16 protein-coding genes and 1 other RNA gene are annotated in these 21,723 nt (G+C 39.9%); 7 read left to right on the plus strand and 10 right to left on the minus strand.

Annotated elements, in window-relative coordinates; all coding sequences use genetic code 11:
• Positions 1–125: 125 nt before the first annotated feature.
• The 9 genes from Q4546_RS03305 to Q4546_RS03345 all read right to left on the minus strand — a co-directional run bounded on the left by Q4546_RS03305 (position 126) and on the right by Q4546_RS03345 (position 12,689).
• A complete protein-coding gene (locus Q4546_RS03305) occupies positions 126–1,376 on the minus strand; it encodes a tetratricopeptide repeat protein (RefSeq protein WP_102519798.1) in 1,251 nt (416 codons plus the stop codon).
• Complete coding sequence (locus Q4546_RS03310) at positions 1,376–1,996, minus strand: energy transducer TonB (protein ID WP_303445673.1); 621 nt, start codon at positions 1,994–1,996, stop codon at positions 1,376–1,378. Before Q4546_RS03310 ends, Q4546_RS03305 begins: the two co-directional genes overlap by 1 nt.
• A 1-nt stretch (position 1,997) precedes the next feature.
• Positions 1,998–2,402 (minus strand): biopolymer transporter ExbD, encoded by a 405-nt coding sequence (locus tag Q4546_RS03315; protein ID WP_076537018.1) that lies wholly within the window; start codon positions 2,400–2,402, stop codon positions 1,998–2,000.
• A gap of 14 nt (positions 2,403–2,416) precedes the next feature.
• Positions 2,417–2,944, minus strand: a complete 528-nt coding sequence (locus Q4546_RS03320; RefSeq protein ID WP_076537019.1) for a MotA/TolQ/ExbB proton channel family protein — start codon at positions 2,942–2,944, stop codon at positions 2,417–2,419.
• Positions 2,944–4,299, minus strand: a complete 1,356-nt coding sequence (locus tag Q4546_RS03325; RefSeq protein WP_102476363.1) for a MotA/TolQ/ExbB proton channel family protein — start codon at positions 4,297–4,299, stop codon at positions 2,944–2,946. Before Q4546_RS03325 ends, Q4546_RS03320 begins: the two co-directional genes overlap by 1 nt.
• The gene (locus Q4546_RS03330) at positions 4,299–5,081 is read right to left on the minus strand and encodes a DUF3450 domain-containing protein (protein ID WP_102436074.1); all 783 of its coding nucleotides are present in this window, start codon (positions 5,079–5,081) and stop codon (positions 4,299–4,301) included. Before Q4546_RS03330 ends, Q4546_RS03325 begins: the two co-directional genes overlap by 1 nt.
• Positions 5,082–5,580: 499 nt before the next feature.
• Positions 5,581–8,439: a TonB-dependent receptor gene (locus tag Q4546_RS03335; protein WP_303445674.1), complete on the minus strand. Its 2,859-nt coding sequence runs from the start codon at positions 8,437–8,439 to the stop codon at positions 5,581–5,583.
• Positions 8,440–8,888: 449 nt separating this feature from the next.
• A complete protein-coding gene (locus Q4546_RS03340) occupies positions 8,889–10,073 on the minus strand; it encodes a porin (RefSeq protein ID WP_102436080.1) in 1,185 nt (394 codons plus the stop codon).
• 225 nt (positions 10,074–10,298) lie between these two features.
• Positions 10,299–12,689 (minus strand): DNA polymerase II, encoded by a 2,391-nt coding sequence (locus Q4546_RS03345; RefSeq protein ID WP_303445675.1) that lies wholly within the window; start codon positions 12,687–12,689, stop codon positions 10,299–10,301.
• Positions 12,690–12,797: 108 nt separating this feature from the next.
• Here Q4546_RS03345 and dinG point away from each other — a divergent pair, with 108 nt between their 5' ends.
• Genes dinG through Q4546_RS03375 form a run of 6 tightly spaced genes read left to right on the plus strand, consistent with a single transcriptional unit; the run spans position 12,798 to position 18,339 of the window.
• Positions 12,798–14,873, plus strand: coding sequence for an ATP-dependent DNA helicase DinG (dinG, locus tag Q4546_RS03350; RefSeq protein ID WP_102436084.1), 2,076 nt, complete (start codon positions 12,798–12,800; stop codon positions 14,871–14,873).
• A gap of 8 nt (positions 14,874–14,881) precedes the next feature.
• Positions 14,882–15,655 (plus strand): TSUP family transporter, encoded by a 774-nt coding sequence (locus Q4546_RS03355; RefSeq protein ID WP_102436086.1) that lies wholly within the window; start codon positions 14,882–14,884, stop codon positions 15,653–15,655.
• A complete protein-coding gene (locus Q4546_RS03360; protein ID WP_102436088.1) occupies positions 15,652–16,317 on the plus strand; it encodes a primosomal replication protein in 666 nt (221 codons plus the stop codon). Before Q4546_RS03355 ends, Q4546_RS03360 begins: the two co-directional genes overlap by 4 nt.
• A 9-nt stretch (positions 16,318–16,326) precedes the next feature.
• Positions 16,327–17,055 carry a DUF2057 domain-containing protein gene (locus Q4546_RS03365; RefSeq protein WP_102476368.1) on the plus strand — a complete coding sequence of 243 codons (729 nt, stop codon included), beginning with the start codon at positions 16,327–16,329 and terminating at the stop codon, positions 17,053–17,055.
• Entirely contained in the window at positions 17,055–17,960 is a 906-nt protein-coding gene (locus Q4546_RS03370) for a histone deacetylase (protein WP_102436092.1), read from the plus strand. Before Q4546_RS03365 ends, Q4546_RS03370 begins: the two co-directional genes overlap by 1 nt.
• Positions 17,961–18,015: 55 nt before the next feature.
• A complete protein-coding gene (locus Q4546_RS03375; RefSeq protein ID WP_303445676.1) occupies positions 18,016–18,339 on the plus strand; it encodes a late competence development ComFB family protein in 324 nt (107 codons plus the stop codon).
• A 116-nt stretch (positions 18,340–18,455) separates the two neighbouring features.
• Here the strand turns inward: Q4546_RS03375 and ffs are convergent.
• Positions 18,456–18,552: signal recognition particle sRNA small type (gene ffs, locus Q4546_RS03380), an RNA gene on the minus strand.
• A gap of 806 nt (positions 18,553–19,358) precedes the next feature.
• Between ffs and Q4546_RS03385 the strand changes: the two genes are divergently transcribed.
• The gene (locus Q4546_RS03385; protein WP_303445677.1) at positions 19,359–21,551 is read left to right on the plus strand and encodes an OmcA/MtrC family decaheme c-type cytochrome; all 2,193 of its coding nucleotides are present in this window, start codon (positions 19,359–19,361) and stop codon (positions 21,549–21,551) included.
• Positions 21,552–21,723: the final 172 nt, after the last annotated feature.

The following is a 21,723-nucleotide window of genomic DNA, read 5'->3' on the forward strand; positions in this document are numbered from 1 at the left end:
TCGCAATTAGTTGTTATTAGTTAGCAAATAATTGTAACTGAGAATAACAATCTATTCTCTTTATACCTAAAAATGCGACTCAAAAAAAAAGCCCCTTGAAAGGGGCTTTTTTCAAATTAACCAGATTACAAAGTAATATTGTTAATTCGCGCTTTTTCTTTGATATAAGAAATATAGCTGTTAGCGCTGCGCTTCGTTTTGCTGTGTTTAGCAGCACGATTTGCGCGCTTATAAGCAGACTTATATTGCTTCAAACTTAAATGGGCTAAAGTTAACTCAAGTTCAGCTTCACCTGGCTCATCCAAACCTGCTGCAAGTGCTTTTTCAAACACAGGAATTGCAGCTTTAGGCTCTTCAGCGATAGCAAGAATTTTACCTTGTTTAAGGTATAACTCAGCATCACCAGATAACTCAGCAGCTTGACCATATAATTTGGCTGCTTGCTTGAAGTTTTTAGCATTATGGTAGAAACCCGCTAAGATTTTAATCGACTTTTCAGTCTCTTTAATCATTCCCGATTTCATGTGCTTTTCATAAAGCTTAGCAGCGTTATACGGCGCACCATTTTGCGACATAAGTTGTGCTAATCGAGTAATGTTAGCGTCAGTTTCTAAAAAACCATTTTTATAAGCTAAATCATAAGTTTGCAATGACTTGGTATAGTCTTCAGTCATCAAATAAAATTGCGCTAACTGTACCCATAAACGTTTATCGTCTTGGAACAGCGGTACCATAATTTCGAGTACCTTTACCGCTTCTTTATACTTCTTTTGATTGAAGTATGCAGTTAATTTCATTTGATAAAGGCCTTTATCAGGCTTCTCTACTAGAGAAAGTCCTTTATCGGCAACTTCAAGTACTTTATCCCACTGCTTAAGTTCGCTGTATGCAATACCGATACGACGGTATACAACAGGGTCGACTTTACAAGTAAAGTCCATCCACTTGTAGTAGTAAGGAATAGCGTCTTTAAACTTCTTTTCTTGTAGTAATAAGTCAGCATACAAACGTAATGTTGCTGCGTGATCTGTACCACCAAGAATGTCAGCATCTACTGCTGTTTTTAAATACTTGATTGACGTTGCCATTTGACCTTTTTCAGCATAGAAAGAACCGATCATTCGTCCTATATACGCTGCATCAAAATCATTTTTGGTATTCACTTCAAGCAAAATTTCAATTGCTTGGTCCAAACGTCCTTCTGTGTATTCTTCGAAAGCTTTTTGAACTTTCTTACCAGCACTAGCACCAACTGCACGAGATTGACGCTCATCAATTGGACATTTTTCAGCTGCTTGAGCAGTTGAAACTGTGAGTAGCGAACTACCACACAAAGTTAGTAGCAACGCACTAGCGATTTTATTTACTTTACGCATTATCTACCTCCTTTATCCAATGTGAAATCAAGTTGTACAGCCATACCAGGAACCTTCATAGCCTTACCATCAATGATTTTAGGCTTGTATTTCCATTTCTTTAACGCACGAACTGCTTCGCGGTCAAAAATACGTTTAGGTTCTGCTTTAATAACTTTAACGTCTTCGATGCCACCTAATTCGTTGATGGTAAATGAAAGTTGTACATAACCTTCTTTACCATCACGTGCTGCAGCAATTGGGTATTGAGGATCAATACGTACAATTGGTGTTGCATCACCGTCACGTGTCATCATGTTACCAAGTTTAAAACCTGTGCTAGCACCGCCAGCGACAACACCACTCATGTTAAATGCCATATTCGTATCAATATCTGATGACGTATCTGGCGGAGTAGTATCCGGTTTCGGTGGTTGCTCAGGTGGTGCTGGTGGCTTAGGTTTAACCCTAGGCTTATCCTGCACTTTCGTATCCTGCTTATCCATACTGATCTCAATAATAGGAGAATCAGTTGAAGTGTCGGCGCGTTTAGCGCCGCCACCGACCAAGAAGGCCATGAAGACAAACAGGGCGAAAGTAACAGCAGCACCAACTATGAGTGATACTATTGCTCTCAGCATATTAGTCTTTCCCCGCTGAAATCGAGATTTTGTCGATACCCGCTTTCTTTACGTTGTCCATAACCTTAACTACAAGGCCATGTTCTGCTTCTTGGTCTGCTTCGATTAATACAGCCGCTTCTGGTGCTTCAGCTAACATACGCTCTACGTTCGCTGTTACACGCTCGATGTCAACCTGACGGTTTTCCATCTTAATTACGCCTGTCTTACTCACACCAATAAAGATGTTTGCAGATTTTTGTTGTGTCGCTGTAGAAGCTTCAGGTTTCTTATAATCAAGACCTGATGGCTTAATGAACGAAGTCGTCACAATAAAGAAGATCAACATGATAAACACGATGTCGAGCATCGGAGTCATATCTACTTGTGCTTCTTCTTCTACACTAAAATGCTTTTTACGTGCCATTTTCAATACTCTCTCTAGTGGTGTGGCAAGCTATCTTTTAGCTTTTCGAGACTAATTTTCAATTTTGCATCTAATCGAGTGCTAAAAAATACACCTGATAGTGCTGCTACCATTCCTGCCATTGTCGGCATGGTTGCCATTGAAATACCAGCCGCCATCATACGAGCGTTACTCGTACCATGAACTGCCATCACATCGAACACTGCTATCATTCCGGTTACGGTACCTAGTAGACCAATCATTGGACAAATGGCTACTAATGTTTTGATAAGCAGCATACGAGCATTCATATCTTGCTTAGCTTGGGACACCCAAGCTTCACGGATACGGTGTGCATACCAAGAGGTTGAATCCTCTCTATTATTCCATGCGTTGATAATCGCTTTATGCTCTTTTGGTGCAGTTAAATTGATATACCAAAAACGCTCAAGCATTAACACCCACATTAGAAATAGCACTGCCGCTACCAACCAGAGGATATCTCCTCCGGTGGCCATGAAGCCCCTGACAGAGTCCCAAACATCCATCAGGATTAGCATCATTAGTCAGCCCTCTTCTCAGCGTGCTCTGCAATGATACCAGCGCTTTGTTCTTCAAGAACTTGAACTACTGACTTGCTACGAGCGATAACAACTGCGTGCATAAGCATTAGAGGAAGTGCAGCAACAAGACCTTGTACCGTTGTCATCAATGCCATAGAGATACCACCTGCCATTAGACGTGGATCACCAGTACCGAACAATTGAATTGTTTGGAAGGTTGCAATCATACCGGTTACTGTACCAAGTAGACCCATCATAGGCGCGATAGCTGCTAGAACTTTAATGATTGAAATACGTGCTTCTAGAGCTGGCGTTTCTTTCAAAATAGCTTCATCAAGTTTAAGTTCAAGCGTTTCAACATCAACGTCTTTGTTTTCTTGATAAACTTTAAGTACACGACCTAATGCGTTATTACCTGGGTTTGCAGTATCTTTACGTTGAGCTTTAACTTTAGCACCAACAATATAAAGAGTAACTAAACGCTCAATTGAAATTAGCGCACCAAGAACAAGTAAACCGATGATGATGTAACCAATTGGTCCACCCGCTTCAATACGCTCTTCGATTGTCGCTTTTTGAGTGAATACACTTAGTAACACACCACGTGCAGGGTCAACAAACAGCTTTTCATAGCCAGAAGTCGCACTTGTAAATGACTTAACACTTGATACTTGTGCACTACCTGGTTGCTGTGAAAGCTCTTGGATTAGACCAAGGTCAGCGTTGTAAACAACGTATTTGCCATCAGCAAGTAAGTTATATGCACCAACACGAGTAACTGTAGTATTAGTAACACCGCCATCTAAACCTGTTACATCAGCATCGAAAGTAACAACTTTACCAGATTCGACCATTTCAAAAAGTTGAGCTTCCCAGAATTGTTCTAGCTCATTAATTTTTGGAAGTTCTTTACGAGCACCAAGTTCTGCAATAAATGCATCACGGCCAGGGAACTGTGCAGTAATGTTAGAACCAACTAACTTACCAGCAAAGTCACCTGCTTCACCTTTAACAACACCGAACATTTCGCCTAAGTCACCAGAAGCAATCTTACGATCTTCTTCTAATTGTGCGATTTTACGTTCGTTATCAGTAAATGCTTGCGCTAGATCTTTACCACGTTGTCTTTCAGCTGCAAGCGCTGATTTTTCACGTTTAAGAAGAGCAGCTTTATCGCCACGCTCATTTAAGAACTCTGCTTCACGCTTCTTATTGGTTTTAGTCGCATTAGCACGGTCTGTTTGAACTTGCTTTAATAGTTGTTCAATCGTTTTTGGTGCATCTGCAGCGCTAACCATACCTGATGTTAGTGACAGAGTTGCAGCAACGATTGCTGTAGTAATAAACTTTTTCATTATTGTGCAGCCTCCGCAGCAGGGATTGGTAAGGCGAATAGATCAGGAGCACCTTGACCACGAGCCTGTTTAATAGCTTTGCTTAAGTTACGAAGATAGCTATCTTCTAACACATCCCAACCTTTAGTTTCTGCGTTATACATCCAAGCTGACTTTTGGTCTTGGCTTTGAGCGTATAGGCTTACACGACCGAAGTTTAAGAAATCAACTAGAATTTCTTTACCATCAATTTGTAATTGACCAGTTTCTGCAATTAACTTAGAACCATATTCACGTTCAATGTTATACGCATCTAAGATCAAGCGGTACTTTTCAGCAAGTGTTACTTCAGCGCTATTTAATGTATCTTTTAAGCGTTGAACACGAGCTTCACGAGCGTCTTTGTTAAATGGTAAGTCTAAAGCGATAAATTGCTCTAAAGCGTCTACCATTTTAAACATTAAAGGAACAACACCTTGTCTAAGAGCATCAACACCGTCGATATCGTCTTGGATAAGTTTCATTGTCGCCTGTTGGTCTGCAACCAATCCGGCAACATAGTCATTGTATGATTTTAAAGATTCGCGTTCGTCAGCAACTGAGCCATACTCAAAAAGCATGTCTTGTGCTTGATCAAAATACTTATCAACTTTGTTTTGCGACGCAGCAGCATCAGCATGAATTTTGCCGTCTGCTTTTTGTACGTCACTTAGAGGATCTGCAATCACGAAGTTGCTGCTAGCTAATGCAAGCGCGCCAACAAGTGCAGTAGCGATTTTTGTTCTATTGCTTACCTTGGACATAGTTCCCAACCAATTTATAGTGAATTAGAAAGCTTTAACTCGAAAGTAACAACTGCGATTTTATTGTTAACCGATGTTGCACTCACTAAGTGTATCTTTCTCTTGTGATTGTTAGTTTTTTCTTCCCTATTCTATACCCGCTAAGGCATAGACCCGCTCGCATCATTTCACAAAATGTTGACCTGTGTCAACAATTGAGGACATCAAAAACTAGAGAAAATGAAGGGTTCGTCATTACAAATGTTTTAAAAGGTTAAATAGTAAACATTCTTAGTAAAACATTCGATTTATCTATGACACCAGCCAAGTAAAAAACAAACAACGATACTTTTAATGTCACGCCTTGCTTATTGTTCAATTTGTTTTTAACTTACTATTAAATATAAAAAAGCACCGAACATTTTAAGTTCAGTGCTTTTACAAACTTTAAAAATATTTATTAAGTTGGTAACTTTTCAAATAACAAAGCTACTACTTTAATACTTTTTAATTTCAGATATTAAAATTTCAAGCCTGCATTAAGGTATACGAAACGCCCTAATGTGTCATAGAAACCAGAAACTGTGTTTGCATTGCTTGATATAGTATTACCTACCATTGGAGGCTCTTCATCAAAGATATTATTAACACCAGCTGAGAACGTTAAGTAATCAGTTACTGCATAAAGGCCTGACAAGTCGAAATAACTAACAGCATCGATGCCGCCATTATCAATCAATGACGTATCTGCTGTGCCTTCATAGTCTACACTATCAAAGTAACGCCACTTCAATGAAACACTATAATCGTCAGCGCCGTATGTAGTCGTTAAATTATGACGCCATTTAGGAGAAGCAAAACATGACGTACTAACTACTCCAGAACAATCATATGAAAGCGAGTCATCACCTAAAATTGGTTCAACTTCTTTCTTGATGCTGTAATAACCATTAAGGTTGAAATCTAATGTTCCATTGCCTAAGTCGAGACTGTAGCTAGCTGTTGCATCAACCCCTTCCCATTTACGGCCACCGATGTTAGAACCAAGATTTGAAACATAACCTTCCTGACCTAACCATAGGCTTCCAGAAGAGCTTCGGTCAATGCTATCACAAAATAATGCATCCCCTGTTGTAGCACAGTTTGTAAGGATACGTTCGGCACCGATAGTACCGATTACTTGTTCCATTTCAATATTGAAATAATCAACAGAGAAGTTTAAATTTTCTAACGGGTTAGCAACTAAGCCTATAGTATATGTATCAGCCTCTTCCGGCTTCAACTCAGGATTACCGCCAGAAAACTGGTTATATTGACCAGCTGGAGATTTCGTAATATTGCCAAACTGAGCAGCTGAAACACCAGTATTTGCACACATTTCTTGTGTAAACCCTGCTGCTGTAATTTCCGCTACAGTACCTGCGCATGGGTCATCACCGCTCCATAAACCAATACTTTGTGAATCAAACAATTCACCGATGTTAGGTGCTCGCATTGCTTTTGCATAGCTGAAACGGAATTTATATGCGTCAGCCAATGTGTAATCAGTACCTAACGAGTAAGTATAATCAGTTCCAGAGGTTGAGTAATCTGAAGCACGAGCAGCTAAGTTGACATTCCACTCATCGAACACTGGTACCGCAAGTTCAGCAAAAGCTTCATTTACAGTAATTTCACCGTATAAACTTGGATTAGGGCCACCTTGACCAAGTAATTGACCTTCTTCATAAATGGTATCAGAAATTCGTTCGTAAGATTGTTCACGACGTTCTAAACCAAATACAGCTCCAATATTTGATGATGCTGTTGGTAAAGCCAGATCAAATTCACCAGTAACATAACCGTTATAAATCATTTGAGTAACTAAACCTGTTTGTGTACCCACACCTGCAAGTTGTGCTGCTTGTTCAGCAGTTACACCATCCAGAGTAAACACGTTATACAACAGGCAACCGTCCTCGGCATTACACTCTGTATCTACAGCACCTACTCGTGAAGGGATTTTAGGAGCAAGTAAGTCATTTTGGTATACTGAGTTAGATGACGTAGCAGAATAAGCAAAGCTTACATCATAAGCCCACGAATCATTTAAATCACCTTCCATACCAGTTAAAATACGGTAAGAAGAATGTTCTAGGTTATTAGAACGAGCACCACCTTCAACATTACGCTTGCCGATATATGCAACGAATTGATCATCTGGAGTTTGCCCAAAATAGTCTTGCAACTGTTGCTTTTGTAGTTCACTTAAAAGTGGATTATCGTAATCGAATAATATTTCTTGGTTAAAGAAAGTACCAGATTCAGCAATTTGACCTGCTGTTCTGTTGTGCATAAATGACAATTCCATGTAAGGGCGGAAATGTTCGTTAATTTCATAATTAATAAATGCACCGGTTGTAAAACGTTCATTTGGGCGCATAAAATGGTTTACAGGAGCATAGTTATAACGGTATCCGTCATCTTCCATGAAACCTTCACCATTAGGGTTTAAGTAACCCCAATATTCCTGAGTATAATCAACTTCACCATTAACAACTGGGAACATATCAAAATGAGGGTTAGGTGTAGTAGCAGAACCACCACAAGTATCCCCTGCACCATTTAAAGCACAAGATGCATAATCGCGAGAACCTTGCAATAACTCATCATTACGGCGCCAAACAGCGTAAGCTACAGCATGTCCCTTACCATCGTCGAAATCACTACCTAAAGTAACATCTATGGTGTATGTCTTTCCATCTACACCAGTATTTCCAGTTTCATAATCGAAATTCTTATCATCCATTAAACCTTGAATGTACTTATTGTTGTTATCGTGCTGATAACCTGAAGCACCAGCATTAATAGCAAAACCTTCAAAGTCATCATTCATGACAAAATTAACAACACCAGCAACGGCATCTGCACCATAAACCGCACCAGCACCACCAGTTAGAACTTCAACTCGCTTAATTAAAGAAGCTGGAATTTGGTTAATATCAGCAACTTGCGAAGTAATACTACCAGCTTGCATACGACGACCATTAATCAAAACAAGCGTTCTGTTTGAACCAAGACCACGTAAATCGACTGTTGCAGTACCTGTTGCGCCGTTAGCCAAAAATGCCGTTTCAGCTGCTTCAACTTGTGGCAACTGGTTTAAGACATCTTCTATACGGTCATAACCAGATGCTTTGATTTCAGTTGCATCCATCACAGTTACTGGGCTAGAACCCTCTATATCAGTACGTTTAATACGCGAACCAGTTACTTCGATGCGTTCAACTGAAGCACCATCATCTTCAGCAGCGAATGCTACTGGTGAACTAAGTGCTGCCGCAGCGGCACCGCTAATCATTGCTAGACGCACTGATTTAGCTAATAAATTCTTATGCATTGTCAATCTCCCTGGACTTGTGTCTTTCTTATTGTTCCAACCTTATTAATTTAGGTTGGTTAACGAAGTTGAACATCGCTCAACCACATTTCGTATGCAATAAAATCACAAATAAAACATTAATTCAACATATGTTTCATTAATATCGGGTAAGTTAACATGTTTAGAATGGTTATTTCGTCCACAAAAACATACAAAAATAGAGTATTAAACTACACAACCACCTTAAGCCTCTGTATTTAATAGCATTTAAAAATAACAAATAACAATTTAAAATGTTGCAGAATTGTTCCAATCGGCTATTTTATACCCACAACAATAAATAGATATGTGGTCAAATGACCTTCGAGACTTACAATTAATTAACAAGCAGACGGTCGCTATGAATTTTAAAGCAAAAAAAACACCCCTTTCGGAGTGTTTTAATGGGTAGTTGTTAAATTTTAATTTTATAAAATGTAACGAATACCGAAGCCAATGCCATCATCTTCACTGATCTTCATTTTGTCTTCGTTTGTTCCGCGGAAATCACTGCTGTCGATACGACCTTCAAAATAAAGGATAGTGTTTGTATCCCAGATATAATGAATACCTGCTGTAGTGAACTGACGCTTAAATACTTCACCTTCATCAGCGCCTAATACGCTATCAGCATCTAACATGTTATATGCTAAGAAAACACGGATGTTGTTGTCAAAACGATATGATACTAATGACTCTACACCTTTCGCACTTTCAATCATACGGCCAATGTTATCTGTGTCATGAAATTTATTTTCATTGTAGTTCGCAGAGAAATAAATACCTTCTGCATCCCAGTTACCATAAGTTACGCTTAAGCCGTAAATTTCATCACGCTCTTCAATGCGGGTGCCGTTCTCTAATTCACCTTCAAATTTACCCGTGTTGTAACCAATACCAACAGATAATTCATCAGTGAATTGATACATAGCCGATAAACCGAAGGTATTACCGTATTCTACAGTACCTAGTGACTCTTCATCATTAATACTTGGTGCATCAGAAAAACCATCTACGTTCTCATCTTCGTAAATAACGAATTCATTTTGCTTTAACTGTACTTGCGCACCAAAACTGAATTTATCAAACGAGTTACGGTATTGAATGGTTTTATCACCACGGCCTACACCGTTAATAGCGCCATCAGCTTTATTGTATGTGTATACACCTGCAGCATTACCATCCCATACGATAGGGTAGTTTGTTCCGGCAACAACGTCGTACCAAACACCCCATTGCTTACCTAGGCTGATTGAGCCGTAAGTATCATTTGATACGCCAACGTAACCTAAACGGTTATTTAGAAAGTCATCGCTTTGTGATTCAAATTGACTACCAGCACTATAAACGATTTCACTGTTACCGAATGGGTTAACACCCCACTCGAATTTAGCAAAGGTTGCCCAACCATCATTCATTTGACGATCAAAGGCGAAGTTAATACGTGATGCGCCATTGACGATTTCAGTTTCACCTTGGCCACTATAAATACGTGCATCGATGAAACCACCAATAGCAACAGAGTTTTTCTCATCTTTATAGATTTCGATAGCAGAAGCTGTTGGTACAAACATAACTGCTGCAAGTGTTGATGCGATTAAAGTCTTTTTCATCGAGCTAAACCTTCCCATTTCATTTTCATCATTAATTATTTTAAATAATCTATTTGCATAGAATTTTTCCATTAACTGAAGGCTAGCATGATGAATTAGCATGAAACAAAGAGATAAATCGATTAAATATCATAATAAACTAAATAAGCACATTGCAAAGCACAAACCACTACCAAAAGACATAAAAATGATAACGTATCACCATAAATTACACAGCCAGCAACATTAAAGTAACAACATCTGATTGCTCACAAGACTATCAAAACTGTCACCTTTGAGCCCTAATACTGGTTCTGCAATGGGCTCGATTTGTTTATCAAGGTAATATTGGTAATCAATTGATTCATTGGTTGCTTCTATAGGTTGCGCACCATTCAGAGTCATCCTGTAAGCGATCATTGTGCCTCTTTTACCAAGCTCCGAATTACCTGTTATTTGACATAGACGCGTTGCGGCTTTCACATGTGGTGAAGATTTAGCCGTATAATCTTCAATGTTACGCTTTAGGCGTTTTCTAAAAATTAGTTCATCATCAAATGAGCCATTTTGAAGCTCCTTAATTTGCTTTAACAAATAGCCTCTAACGTCCCCTTGGGTAAATAATAACAAGTATAAATGATATTGCATTCTTCTGGCTAAAGGGCTCCAATCACTTCTGACTTGCTCCATGCCTTTAAAGGTCAGTGCTAATTGTCCCTCCTTGTCAGTGGTTGCCCCTACATAGCGTTTTTTACTGCCAGCATCTGAGCCTCTTAATGTCGGCATGACAAATTGATTAAAGTGACTTTCAAATTCAAGTTCCAAATAACTTTTTAACTGAAACTTGGTAGCACAAAAATCGGCCCATTTTTGGGTAATTTCCTGTGCCAGCATATGACCTAACTGACTAATATCGTCTATTTGATGCTTTTCTCCTAACCACACAAAGGTAGAGTCGGTATCACCATAAATCACCTTATAACCCAACTCTTCAATCCAAGCTTTGGTTTGCTTCATGATTTGATGGCCACGCATGGTAATCGAGCTTGCAAGCTTGGCATCATGGAACACACAGCCTCTAGAGCCCAATACGCCATATAAAGAGTTCATGATTATTTTAATGGCTTGGGACAGAGGTTGGTTGTTAAGTTGTTTGGCTTGCTCACGCTGCTGCGCGAGTGTTGCTATTAGCTCTGGCAATATGGGGTTGTCTCTGCTAAATCTTGCATTGAGAAAACCCGGCACAGTCACTTCGTCAGGCTGCTGTTCGCCCACCACCAAGCCTTTGGGATCAATCAAAAACGTTCTAATAATTGATGGATAAAGGCTTTTAAAGTCCAACACTAAAACATCTTTGTAAAAACCCGGGATAGAATCCATCACATAGCCACCAGGAGATTCAAGTCCATCACTAGCTGGGTGAGCAGGGGCAACAAAACCGCTTCGATGTAAGTGCGGTAGGTATAAATTATTAAAAGCAGCAACAGATGCGCCAACGCGGCCAAATTCTAAGCCGGTTAGTTTGGCCCGTTCAATGGCAAAAGCCAGCAACTGGGTTTTATCAAAAATATCCCATACTAGGCGGCAATCGGTAATATTATAAAACGCCAATGCGACTTTATCATGGGCAAACAAATGACAGATTTCTTGGCTGCGATTATCAACATGGTCAATAGCCTTGCCTTCATTTAGTAATTGTTGCGATACGTGCTCTAATGAATAGCGTTCAAAATGATAGAATGCCGCTTTAATCCAATCGATGCCATCTAGCACCACTCGCCCCGGTAAAGATAAGGTTTCAGGGCGATGCTTATCTTCAACCTTCCAGCTTAATACCGTCGCCCCACGACCAATGGTTAACGGTATCGAATGTAACTGACAACGTTTATACAATAGTGACAAATCAAAAGTGACGACCGCCCAGCCAATAATGACATCAGGATCATATTCGGCAAACCAAACAATTAATCGCTTAATAAGCTCAACTTCGGTAACCACCCACTGAATATAGTGCTCTGACTCTTGAGGCTGTCCCACCATAATGACTAATTGATAATCTTGCCCATATAAGCCAACTGAATATAACTCGCCGCTAGGGCTACATTCGAAATCCAACGAAATCATAGAAAGCGAGATGTCATTATCGCTTTTTCTTGCTTTTACAGCTTGGTACACCGGCAATTGACTTAAGCTGGTATTCTGACTGTTACATAAATCAGCCTCTAAACTAGATTGCCCGATAAACTCAACATCAAAGGCAATAAAGCGTTCTATCAAATATCGCTGCTCTGCCCTAATATCTGCCTCATAAATCTCAATCCCCATATCATTGGCAATCCGCAATAACTGCCTTTGTACACTGGCTGACTTTAAATAAATACAGGCGATAGCTTGGTGATTAAAGTTTTTAAGCGCAATAGTTTCGATTCTGCAACCTTGATGAATATGTCCTGCGAGTTTTGGTATATCTATTTGACGGCAAAAACACACTACTTCAGCCCCGTCCACTTCTATCAGCACAGGGCCAGATCTCGTTTTTAAATAATATTGCAATATAAGTCGACCATCACGAAAAGCTGAATGCCGCGTCAACACTCGCCCTTTGATAGAAGTCACCTTATTTACGCTTACTGTCATAGTTTTTGGCTCGATTAAATATTTCGTGCAGTTCAATTCACTGTTATTATGTACAGCATATAACAGCGAACACATAAACAGTAAGCAAAGAATGCGAATAGGTCACTCATGTTAACGGATAAAGTCAAAAGTCAGATCCGCACTATCTATAAAGATATCGCGGCGGCAATGCCAAATTTTCGCTCCCGGCGTGAGCAAAACTATATGGTGGCTGAAATATCTAAAACACTGGCCGGTGAATATGACAAACACCGTCGCATTATGGTTTGTGAAGCCGGCACCGGTATTGGTAAATCCTTATCCTATATTCTTGGCACGATTCCGTTAGCCATTGCCAGCAAGAAAAAAGTCTGTATAGCAACGGCAACCGTAGCATTACAAGAGCAATTACTGCATAAAGATTTACCCTTCTTTTTGCAACAGTCTGGGGTAGACTTTAAATTTGGTTTAGTCAAAGGCCGTCAGCGCTATGTTTGCTTAGCAAAGCTTGAAGCCATGATTGGCCCCGAAGACACCTCACAAATGGCGATGTGGCAGACAAAGCCTGATCAAAGCCAGATTGACCAACTCAAAAAAATCCATAAAGATTACCAAGATAAAAAGTGGAACGGTGAAATCGACACTTTAGAGCAACCTGTTCCTGACTTTTTATGGCAGCAAATATGCTGTGATAAACACAGCTGCCATCGTCAGTTATCCAATCATCATAACTGCCCTTTTCATAAAGCCCGTGAAGATGTCGAAACCTGGGACGTACTCATTGTTAACCACAGTTTGTTATTTGCCGACTTAGAACTGGGCGGCGGCGTTATTTTACCAGAGCCTGAAGAGATGTTTTATGTCATCGATGAGGCGCATCATCTGCCAACAGTTGCCAGAGATTTCTCCAGCGCCCAAGCAAGTCTTCGCGGCACAGCTGATTGGCTAGAAAAGGCAGGTAAAACCTGCTCTAAATTACAAAACCAATTAAAAACCACTCATATTATTGCACCAGTGCAAGCGATGCTAGATCACATTAATGAGCTGGTTAGCCAGCTTAATCAAGTGGCACATTTTTGTGATACCCAGCCGCAGCTCTTTGCCAACCCAGAAACCCGTTTAAGATTTGAAAATGGCAAATTACCAGAGTCATTACTCATACAGGCCGAAAACTTAGCTTCAGCATCGAATTCTGCATTAAAGCAATTTAATAAAATTCAAACCGTTTTAAGTGAAGCGATAAAAGATGGTGAGTTACCTAAACATCAATCAGAAACAGTGCTTTCAGAAGCAGGCTTTATTTCCCAGCGTTTAGAAAACTTGCATAAATTATGGAAAATGCTCGCTAAAGAAGACTCAAAAAAAGGTGCGCCCATGGCGCGCTGGGCTGAACTGATCACAGGTAAACAACAGGATTATTTATTTTGTGCGTCTCCTATTGAAGTGGGTTTCATGCTCGAATCTATGCTGTGGCAAAAAGCCGCAGGTGTTGTATTGTGCAGCGCAACACTGCGGGCGCTGAATAATTTTAATCATTTTGCCCATCAAGTCGGGTTATCATTAAATGATGGCAGCCGCTTTTTGGCGTTACTATCGCCATTTGATTATCAAAATAATGCCACATTATTTATTCCTCAAATGAAGAATGAGCCTACAGATGAAGCCTTTACCGATGAGCTTGCAGAGCAGATATTGGCATTAGTTGAAGATGAAATGGCAACATTGGTGCTGTTTGCCTCTTATTGGCAAATGGAAAAGGTGACAGATCAAATTATTGGTAAAATGCCTAAAGAGCAGTTATTTGTTCAAGGAACTATGCCAAGACAACAGGTGCTAACTCAACATAAAGCCCGTTGTGATGCCGGAAAAGCCAGTATTATCTTTGGCACAGGCAGTTTTTCAGAAGGATTAGATTTACCTGGGGATTACCTTACCAACCTGATTGTCACCAAACTGCCCTTTGCAGTGCCGACATCACCAGTTGAACAAGCACATGCGGAATATATAAAAAGCAAAGGTGGCAACCCTTTCCTACAATTAACCATTCCAGATGCGTCACGTAAATTAATCCAAAGTTGTGGTAGATTACTGCGCAAAGAAGACGATTATGGCCGAGTGACTATTTTAGACCGCCGCCTAATTACCAAGCGTTACGGTAAATCGTTACTCGATGCCCTACCGCCATTTCGTAAAGTTATTGAATAGGTATTTTTTTGGAATTTTTGTTAGACCCTAGTCATTGGGTCATTCTGGCGATAATTGGTGTTGTTGCAGGTTTTATAGATGCCGTTGTTGGCGGTGGCGGTTTGCTTTCTATCCCTGCACTGCTAACGATGGGCGTTCCACCCCATTTAGCATTGGGTACCAATAAGCTCGCAGCCTGTTTCGGCTCTATTACTGCAGGTTATACCTACTACAAACAACAACTCATTAAACCTTCCTTCTGGCGGGCTGCATTTTTGACGACCTTTATAGGTGCCATCATCGGCAGTTTTTTAGTTTATTTTATTGATGCTGCTTGGCTCGAAAAAATCTTACCGCTGATCATTATCGGGATTGCAATCTACACCCTTATAAGTCCCAAAGCGATGGGCGAAACTATCATCAATCAACCCACCGGGTTGCCATCTCAAAACAAACAAATAGTGCAAGGAATGACCTTAGGTGCTTATGATGGTTTTGCAGGCCCCGGTATTGGCGCATTTTGGACAGTATCCAGCATCAGGCTGCATAAGCTGCCATTATTAAACAGCTGCGCCTTAGCAAGGCTAATGACCTCAGTGAGTAATGTTACCGCATTAGTCATTTTTGCCTTATTAGGCGAAGTGGATTGGATATTAGGTTTGTGGATCGGTGTTTGTATGATGGCGGGATCATTTATTGGGGCTAAATCTGCTATAAGATTTGGTATTCCCTTTATCAAACCGCTATTTATCATTACTGTATTATCCATTGCAGCACATTTAGCTTGGACGGCTTGGCTATGAGAAACACCAACCAACTCATTTACCAATTAAAACAGCAGCTCAGTTCATTAGAACAAGATGCCTTACATCACGATCAGCAATTACCTGCGCAACAAAAGAAAATGCTGCAAGATATTGAACGATTTAATTCACAATTATTTATTCAACAAGGTGCCCAATTAAGCCCTTGTATTGCCCAATTAAAAAAAGACATTCAGCAATTAGAAAAGCAACTTTCTTTCAAACTTGATGTCAGAATCATTGAGCTTAGCTGCCAGCGCATTCAAGATCGCTTTACCGCATTAAGACGAGCCTTAGTGACCACCAACCTGAATGTGAATACTGAAAAGCAAAAACGTGACAATAGCCGTGCACGCTATGCAAAAAAACAACAGCAACAACATTCAGACAGTGGCTTTGGCTGGATAGCCAGTAATGTAATGAAAAACAGCCACCAAATTTATCAAGAGCTGAACAAACATTTGAATTGGGCTACAACCTTTGAACAAAAAATAGCAGAAATGGAATCTGCACTTGCAAACTGTCATAGTACTGACAAAATCAGATTACAAAATGAAATTCTCTCTCTACATCGACGCTTAGGAAAATGTCGTCAAGCAATTAGTTATATAGAGGAAAGAATCCAGATGTTTGAACGACCTAATAGAAATTTAAATCGTTAAGGAGCAACAATGAATTTTACCCGAACGCTAAGTGCCACTTTACTTGCTTTAGCTACATCAACATCAGCTTTAGCGGCAAATTTAACCATTCCAATGTCGTTTGAGTATTTAGCATTGGACGGCAAAGAAATTGATACCAATAAGTTTACCCATAAATCAGATCTAGACCTTAGTAATGGCTCCCATAAAATAGCCATCCGTTACCACGATATGATTGAAGATGACTTCAGCGATAGCCAAAGCTTTATAAAATCAGCGCCTTTTATTGTCACTATTATAGTCGATGGCGATCATGAGTATTTTCTTAAGCCCGCAGACGGAGAATTTGTAAAACGCCCTAAAAGCTTTGCTAAAGATCCCCAAGTGATTATCTCACGCCAAGATAATGGCAAAGTCGATTACACAATTACCCAAACCGATTTTGAAGAAGGTTCATTTTTAGGCGGGTTATTTGGCAGTAATAAAGGTGATGATATTGACGCATTAGCAGCTTCTGCAACCAGTAGCAATGTCGCTCCAGCCGCAGTAAACACTGCAACTGCCACAACAGCGGCCGTGACCTCGACCGCAGTAGTTGCTAGCACACCTGTGACTCAAACTGCGACAGCTTCCGCAACGACATCGGCTGTAACAGATAAAGCGGCAACTCATCCTGAGCAAATGCTGCAATATTGGTGGTTACAAGCTGATGAGCAAACACGCAAAGAGTTCATGAGTTGGGCTATTAAACAGCTTTAATGACTATTCCACTCGTTTATCACGCCAGCTACTCCAAGCTGGCGTTACCTAAAAAGCATCGGTTTCCTACCAGTAAATATCAACGTTTACAGCAATATTTACTTGAACAAGGTCTCGCTATCCCGCAAGATTTTCATCAGCCAAGCCCCATCGATATTAAAGTGTTAAAACAAACCCATCAAAGTGACTATGTTGATGGCTTTATCAATAACACCCTTACTAATAAAGTGCTGCGCCGTATCGGTTTTCCTTGGAGCGAATCACTGGTTAACCGCACCCTTCACGCGGTCAATGGCACAGTGCTAAGCGCTAATTTGGCAATTGACCATGGTATTGCCCTACATTTAAGTGGTGGCTATCATCATGCTCATTATGACTTTGGCAGTGGTTTCTGTGTCTTTAACGATTTAATGATTGCAGCCAAGCAAATGCTTATTAAGCAAAAAGCCACGAAAGTGCTTATTATCGATTGTGACGTACATCAAGGCGATGGCACTGCGGCATTGTCTCAAACCCAAGACAACATAATAACTTGCTCGCTTCATTGCCAAAAAAACTTCCCATTTAGAAAGCAACGCTCCCATCACGATATAGAATTTGATAAACACACTCTCGACGATGAATACTTATCGGTTATCAAACAAGTGATCCCATACCTCATAAGCATCCATCAGCCAGATCTTATCCTTTACGATGCCGGCGTTGATATTCACCAAGATGATGATTTAGGCTATTTAGACATATCAACCAAAGGCATATTGGCCCGAGATACATTTATTTTACAGCAAGCTAAGCAGGCAGAAATCCCGATTGCAGCGGTGATCGGAGGCGGTTACAGCCGCAACGAGCAAGCACTAACTCAAAGACATAGCCAACTTTTTATTGCAGCCAAGGCAATCTGGTAGCACACTAATGATAATCAGATAAACAAGTTAAATTTCATTCTATAGGGAGTCAAGGATGCAAGTTGATATTCGTAATTACTATGAAGTGCTTTTAATGGAAATATTAAGAGACGAAGGCTTACTCGAAGAGCTACCAGAGGAGTATTTAGCTGATTTATGCTGCGTTACCTTAAATCAACTTCCAGTTCGCTACATAAGACACCTCGTTGATACTTATTTTTTTGAAGATTATGCAGAACTGCAACAGATGAAAAACGAGATCCATAGCGCACTTGAAAAGTCACGACAATTTTTAAAAGCTAACCTTCATAAGAAGCTAGTGGAAGATGCAGAAGTCGCTGCTTCAATACCCGCTATCAATAAAAAGCCAAACATATAGCACATATTTTAAACAACAAAACTTTTGCCAAAAAATTCATAAGATTATGGCTATAGATAATTATTAAAAATAATATTCAAAGGGAAAATCTAAGGATAATGAGGAGATTGGAGGTTCCCCTAGAGCCACACCTCGGCACACGAGTCACTTGCTGCGGTTGCTCCCTTCCAGGCCTGGCCGAGTTCACAAGTTATCATTGCGAGGGGACCCTAAGGTCACCATAGATTTCTAATTAAGCAAATAATTAAAATATTTAATATTCTTAAACATCTAAACGAACCCTGCTTAACGAGAACAACAGGATTATCCACTAAGCACTTGTCATGTTCAAGCTAAATTCGCTTACTTTTATCAACTAACGGCTCGATTGAACAAGCTTTACTCGATCCGGTATCAATAGCTCATTTTTTAGCAACTTTCCTATCGGTAATATTGAAACAATTAACCATGATTTCAATACCACAACATAAGCCAGCTAATAAAGACCATACAACTTAAGAATGCTTTAAATTGACTCTTTATTGGGCCTTACTTTATACCTACCCTCAAAGGTTCAAATCACAATCAGATCGAGATCACACTTTTAACAAATAAACGCCACAACTCACTAAAAATCACAAAATGAGTTCAACATTTAACCCAAACTTCACATAAATCACTTATTATTAGTAATGGCAATTTTAGCAATCTATTTAGTAGTGAGTAGAGCATTACCAAAATCATTGCAGACATTAGGGCTTACTGAAATTGGATACCAAACTGGGTTTTTGGCGTCAATCAACAAAAAACACCCACAGAGAGCAACTACTGATTATCGGCAGTTTAACAACTTAAAAACAACGAGTTGTAAATTGCAGAATTTAGAAGTACTCCTTTCGGAATAGTAAGATCTTAATCACGGTGGCGACGTAGACAAGTGGTTAAAATAGTAAAACTTATTTCGAATAAGTTTGGATAGTATCCATACGCTTGATTTTATGATGAAGGATCAAGTGAAAATAAATCTCTTGCAGGGAAAAATGATGAATAAATTTAATTTAAATACGACTGCTAAAGCGGTATTCAGTGCGGGGCTATTAGCTTTTGCATTGACTGGCTGTGGCAGTGATGGTAAAGACGGTGAAGATGGTGAAGATGGAGTAGTCGGTCTCACGATCAATAAGGCTAAAAGTCTTCAAGTTGATATCACGTCAACAGAAATTCTTGATGGTGCAATCAGCGTTCATTTTGAACTTGGTGATGCTAATGGTACTCCCATTACAGATCTTACCACTTATGACAATGTCGATAGTCTCGGTATGGGTATTGCTAAACTTGTCCCACAGAGTGGCAAAGGTTACAAAACCCCACAATGGGTTAGCTATATTAACAATGTAGTTGAACCTGTTGCTGAATTTATTCCTCCAGGGTTTGAAGATAAAGCAGGTACTCAGATTCAAGCATCTGTGGAAACAAGCTGTAAGCAAGAATGTTTAACTGCTGGTGACGTTGTTGGTCAATACACTTATACATTCCAAGTTAACTTAAACAGTATCGACGCCATAGAAGGGCTAGATCTAGCCTATGACGAAACTCTTACTCACCGTATCACTATGGAATTAAGAGCTGAAGGCAGTGCAGATAAACTCGTTAACACTCACTTTGATTTCTCTCCTATCACTGGTGAGCAAGTAAGCCCAGAAGAAACTCGCACTGTTAATAACTTAGAAGAGTCTTGTCTTCGTTGTCATAGTGACAATTACGGACATGCTTGGGCACCTAAATTAGCAATGCATGGCGGTAAACGAATTGCACTAGAAAATTGTCAAGTTTGTCATAACAATTACTCTGCAGATCCAGAAACTGGCGCTTCTTTAGATTTTGCTTACATGGCACATAAAATCCATAAGAGTGACTATTTAGTTGCTGGTTACAATGGCAGTGTTCATGATTACAGTGAAGTGACCTTCCCTGCTGATTTGTATGACTGTCAAGCATGTCACATTGAAAATAGCGACAACAGCCCTGTTGATGCCGCTAATTTTAAGCATCACACGGCACTAGCATGTGGTTCGTGTCATAGTGACTCAACAGATCCTGCTCAAATAAAAGCTGATATGCACGGTAAATATATCGAAACTACTGACTGTTCTACTTGTCATGCTGATGAAGGAATGGCTGGTGCAGCACATCACTTTACTGATGCAGTTGCAAAACAAAACGCACAAGACAGCTATTCAGCCACTTTAGTTGCGAGTAGTGTAAGTTATGATGCCGCAGCACAAGAACTAACTTTTGCAGTTAATATTGAAGACACAAACGAAGAAAGTGTAACTAGTCCTGATGCAGATGAAAGACTAACTCAAAGCAACCTTATGCTTGGCTTTGGTAATGAAAATGATTTCGTGCTCGGTTACAAAAAAATCGATTTACTAACTCAAGCGCCGACTTCAACTGAAGGTAATGTATTTACCTATGTTGCTACTGATGTTGAATTAACTGCTGATGAAGCGTTAGCGTCGACAGCTGTAATCACAACTAAAATGTGCGTTGACCGTGATAGCTTACAAGGTGTAATTTGCGGAACTGGCTCAGATGAAGCAGGTAACCCAGCAACGCTTGTTGGTGACATAGTCCCATTCAACTTAGCTGGTGAAGAAGATGTAGATGCTCGTCGTGTTGTAGTAAGCAACGAAACATGTGCAAACTGTCATGATGATAAATACCTAGCCAAATTTGGTACAGGTAAAATGAAGCACAACGGTTCTTACACCAACTTCGAAGCTGAATGTCAAATGTGCCATAACGCCACTTACTCTAGTAGTAAATCAATCGTTGAACACATTGACTTTAAAGTTCGCATTCACTCTTTACATGCCAACAAGCGTAAAGGACAAGAAGTTGGTGGTGAAGACAGAATTACCTTCCCTGAACATTATGGTAATTGTGCAACCTGTCATGACAAAGGTCAGTTAAGTATGGATACAGCTGGCGTGCCAGCGACACAAACTACTGATGCCGAGCTAGAGCGTGTAGAGTTTTCTCCAATCGCAGCAACGTGTATTAGTTGTCATGGTGTTAAAGACTCACTCGTTTCTCATATCCGTAGTGAAGGTGGTGCAGCAAATGATCCTGAAGGTACATATGTCCCTGGTTCTGAAACCTGTGCAACCTGTCATGCCGAAGGTAAAGCCTTTGGTGTCGATACGGTTCACCCAGTTAATTATAAGTAATCGTTAATATAAGAGGAGACTGTGTCTCCTCTTTTTATTTCTAAATACCACTTTAGGAATACTTAGAACAGGGTCACATAATCACCTAAGCTTTAAAGATTTTTTTGCTTAGGTGCAGTAATCTAGTTACTAGGAATACATTTTCCAACATTGACTTAATTGAGAACAGGAA

Origin of the sequence: Shewanella sp. 4_MG-2023 (assembly GCF_030548015.1) — a bacterium.
GTDB lineage: Bacteria > Pseudomonadota > Gammaproteobacteria > Enterobacterales > Shewanellaceae > Shewanella.

Bases quoted from the DNA above. Each gene is read 5' to 3' on its own strand.
- Q4546_RS03360 (WP_102436088.1), top strand. From the start codon at position 15,652: ATGAGAAACACCAACCAACTCATTTACCAATTAAAACAGCAGCTCAGT.
- Q4546_RS03310 (WP_303445673.1), bottom strand. From the start codon at position 1,996: ATGCTGAGAGCAATAGTATCACTCATAGTTGGTGCTGCTGTTACTTTC.
- Q4546_RS03335 (WP_303445674.1), bottom strand. From the start codon at position 8,439: ATGCATAAGAATTTATTAGCTAAATCAGTGCGTCTAGCAATGATTAGC.
- Q4546_RS03330 (WP_102436074.1), bottom strand. From the start codon at position 5,081: ATGTCCAAGGTAAGCAATAGAACAAAAATCGCTACTGCACTTGTTGGC.
- dinG (WP_102436084.1), top strand. From the start codon at position 12,798: ATGTTAACGGATAAAGTCAAAAGTCAGATCCGCACTATCTATAAAGAT.
- Q4546_RS03340 (WP_102436080.1), bottom strand. From the start codon at position 10,073: ATGAAAAAGACTTTAATCGCATCAACACTTGCAGCAGTTATGTTTGTA.
- Q4546_RS03315 (WP_076537018.1), bottom strand. From the start codon at position 2,402: ATGGCACGTAAAAAGCATTTTAGTGTAGAAGAAGAAGCACAAGTAGAT.
- Q4546_RS03365 (WP_102476368.1), top strand. From the start codon at position 16,327: ATGAATTTTACCCGAACGCTAAGTGCCACTTTACTTGCTTTAGCTACA.
- Q4546_RS03385 (WP_303445677.1), top strand. From the start codon at position 19,359: ATGATGAATAAATTTAATTTAAATACGACTGCTAAAGCGGTATTCAGT.
- Q4546_RS03325 (WP_102476363.1), bottom strand. From the start codon at position 4,299: ATGAAAAAGTTTATTACTACAGCAATCGTTGCTGCAACTCTGTCACTA.
- Q4546_RS03345 (WP_303445675.1), bottom strand. From the start codon at position 12,689: ATGACAGTAAGCGTAAATAAGGTGACTTCTATCAAAGGGCGAGTGTTG.
- Q4546_RS03375 (WP_303445676.1), top strand. From the start codon at position 18,016: ATGCAAGTTGATATTCGTAATTACTATGAAGTGCTTTTAATGGAAATA.
- Q4546_RS03305 (WP_102519798.1), bottom strand. From the start codon at position 1,376: ATGCGTAAAGTAAATAAAATCGCTAGTGCGTTGCTACTAACTTTGTGT.
- Q4546_RS03370 (WP_102436092.1), top strand. From the start codon at position 17,055: ATGACTATTCCACTCGTTTATCACGCCAGCTACTCCAAGCTGGCGTTA.
- Q4546_RS03320 (WP_076537019.1), bottom strand. From the start codon at position 2,944: ATGATGCTAATCCTGATGGATGTTTGGGACTCTGTCAGGGGCTTCATG.